Here is a 2,901-nt window from a genome sequence, read left to right on the forward strand (position 1 = left end):
CCTGAACGCCGTCCGCGATCAGCTCAGCACGGATCTCGATACACTCGAGTTCGCGATGCACACGCTCGACGTCCTCGCCGCCATGCTCGGCGGCGAAGGCGAGGACCCCGCCGATGCCTTGGACACCGCAACCGCCGCCCGCATCCGCCGCGACAACATGAGCGCCATCCGCCATGCCTGCCGCCTCGTGGAAAACCGCGGCAACCGCGCCATCGCCAGCGGCAGGAACCTCCTCGCCCTCACCGATCCGAACTCATCCACATGACAACGCCCCCTCGTCCCAACTCAGGACGAGGGGGCTTTGTCGTTCTGCGAACATCACAAACGCGCTACGGACGCTCAGCGCCCATGTTGGTCATTCGCGGGGCTGGGTCCTATCCCCGAAAGCAGTCGTTCCGCCAAAAGCAGGAGGTAAGTATCTCTAATTTTGTCGTGTGTTAGGCGGGTTCTGCGGCAAAACACGCGACAAATGAATTCGAGGAAAAACAATGTGTTGTGGCTCGCCGCAGCCTGTCGCGAGTTTTACAAGTTATGCGACATGGGCTCGGCGCGGGCAAGAACGGCGAGAGGAGTAACCACTCCGCGTCAGTCACGTCACTTCCACAGCGCAGCCCAGTGCGGCTATGCTGCGCACGGGTGGTTGGCGTCCACATGGTGTCTCCGGCAAGGCTTCGAACACCTGCCCGAAATCACATCCGGCCCAACCATCCAACCGCTCATCAAAGCCGTTCCACTTCCATTCCGAAATGGCCTCTTATGTTTTCGTTACGTTTGTATTCACCAGATCACGAACCAGCGTGAAATCTGGTGCTTCTGGTCCCAGCCCAGGATTTGGCGCTCCCAAGGGAGGCTTTTGGGCTACGTAAGGACGCCAGGCTGAAAATAGAGGAAGTTGCAAAAAATGTGATTGTTTCCAATATTCATGTGGGTTTGGTGGCTGTGGGAGTATATTTTCTAGTCGTTTGGCATGCATCAAAGCCAACTTCAGAGGGTGAATACCTTTTGGAACGGTCAGCGGAGGAATAATTTGACCGGATCGGATCCCCTTGGCGGTGTCTTCCAAATCCGCGACGAACTTTATTTCATCCGGTGTCAGCGGATCTCCAAATAGATGAATATCCGCCACCAGATCGTCGATCTGCGCCGCGACAACCGGGAAATGCCGAGGCTTGAGCAAGCCAGGGCCTTGCAAGATACGCTTTAACTCCCCCAAGGCTTTGGCGATTTCCTTGGAGTCATCCACCTCGCAGGAACCAACGACGTAGCAAAGCGTGCCGATCCAGCTCTTATGCACGGGAACAGGCAAGCGCTGCGCGTCGATCTCCTGCTTGAGCCAGCGGAGCTGATAGACCACGCGGCCATGCGCGGTTTCGTTCGAGGCGGGGTAGTCCTTGAAGGCGTCGAGCAGGAACGCGATGCGCTCCATGGCATCTTCATATTCTTCTTCAATGCCAGGGCCGATGATCTCAGGCGTAATGGGGATCATGGAAATGTTCCTCTATTTACCAAAGCTGACCGCTGAAGGCGGCAATGAAACCTGAGAGCCGCCACCGGTCATGAGCAGCTTTCCTTCATCCACGCCACCCGCCCCATTATCAAGATTGAACAATTCCGAAGCGGAATTGATCTGTGACGTGACGCCTGTTGTTGGTGCCGTGACCTGCCCTTGGAATATTGTTTGGGCCATATTGTAACATGGTAAAGCTAGATATTGCTTGACCCCGGCGGCGTTCGTCACGTTCAGATTCTCATCGACATATCCCTGATTGATCAACTGATTCATGCCATTCTGGCCCAGAATATAGGGGCTGGGTGTATCAGGGTTGTAGCTAAGATTCTGAATTTTGTAGATATTATCGCCCGCGGAGTAATCGCTGGTGCCAAATTTGGAGCCGCTATTCAGAATTTGGTCGATCTTGTCGTCGTCCCACGCTGGATTTCCACTTGAGTCGAGTTGGCTCTGTAACTGATTGATGGCAGTACGCTGGTCAGCCGCAGGCGCGGTTGAATCATAAACGCTATCCGGTGTGAATTGATCGGCGCGCCGGGGATATGTAACGCCATCATTCCCGTTGTTGTAGCGTTGCATGATATCGTCGGTCGAGCCGCGCGCCGGATACGCAGCCAGAACCTGCTGGCGTGGGGATTTGGGAGGTAGGGGTTCATCCTCTGCCTCTGGCGCCTTGGGTTTCACCTCATGCACGCGCCTGACGATTTCGCGGAGCAGGACGAGCAGGCCCAGCGAGACCAGCGCCGCCGCGGCCAGTTTGGCGGCGAGTTTGATCTCCTCACCCGTCGTGGCGTGGCCGGCCTTGATCACCGCCTCGACGAAATCTTTTCCGGCAATCAACCCCGCCCAACCGAACTGCCACCAGGCCAGCCCGGCGATCATGCCGTCCACGATCGCATCCGCCCCTGGCAGCGCCTGCACGACCGCGATCCCGCCGAAGAACAGCGCCATCACTGCAAAGTTCTGCGGTGTCAGGAACGCCCTGAATTCCGCCCGGCTGGCCTCTCCAAGACATTCCGGGATCGCCTCGAACATGGCGACCACCTTCTGCCCGCCGCTCCAGCCGGATACCGGGCCGCGGCCCGGCAGGACCCCACTGCCGGCATCGCCGCGGATCATGCTGCGATGCGGGTCTCTCGCGAAACGGAAGACCGCAAGCGCACCGTGGCGGACATCCTCCTGCAACTGCCGGATCAGGAGTGCCGGCGGAACCTCCTGACGTTCGTTGCGCCAGGCCGCGTAGAAGCGACGGATCGCCGCAAGATTGCCCGGATGACCGAAAAATGGCGTGGCGCCCTGGCGCATGGCGTCGAGCATCTGCTCGAATTCAAGCCGGCCGAGGGTATCCGACCCCTGATACGCCTGGAACCGGTGGACTTCCCTCGTCTCCG

General features: G+C 58.3%; 3 protein-coding genes and 1 pseudogene. 1 reads left to right on the plus strand and 3 read right to left on the minus strand.

Annotated features, from left to right (window positions below):
- Window position 1 precedes the first annotated feature (1 nt).
- Entirely contained in the window at window positions 2-265 is a 264-nt protein-coding gene (locus APM_RS00310) for a hypothetical protein (protein WP_050807158.1), read from the plus strand.
- A 271-nt stretch (window positions 266-536) separates the two neighbouring features.
- On the opposite strand, the pseudogene APM_RS22155 reads toward APM_RS00310, so the two are convergent.
- The 3 genes and pseudogenes from APM_RS22155 to APM_RS00320 all read right to left on the minus strand — a co-directional run.
- Window positions 537-653, minus strand: a pseudogene (locus APM_RS22155) (IS5/IS1182 family transposase); the annotation flags it as partial.
- A gap of 101 nt (window positions 654-754) precedes the next feature.
- On the minus strand, window positions 755-1,486 hold the full coding sequence (locus tag APM_RS00315; RefSeq protein ID WP_007421358.1) for a hypothetical protein: 732 nt from the start codon (window positions 1,484-1,486) through the stop codon (window positions 755-757).
- 12 nt (window positions 1,487-1,498) lie between these two features.
- Window positions 1,499-2,901: hypothetical protein (locus APM_RS00320; RefSeq protein ID WP_007421359.1), on the minus strand; the 1,403-nt coding region annotated here is incomplete at its 5' end.

Source organism: Acidiphilium sp. PM, assembly GCF_000219295.1.
GTDB lineage: Bacteria > Pseudomonadota > Alphaproteobacteria > Acetobacterales > Acetobacteraceae > Acidiphilium > Acidiphilium multivorum.

What these genes read in the sequence shown, in the direction of transcription:
- APM_RS00315 (WP_007421358.1), bottom strand. Translation starts at nt 1,486, where the DNA reads ATGATCCCCATTACGCCTGAGATCATCGGCCCTGGCATTGAAGAAGAA.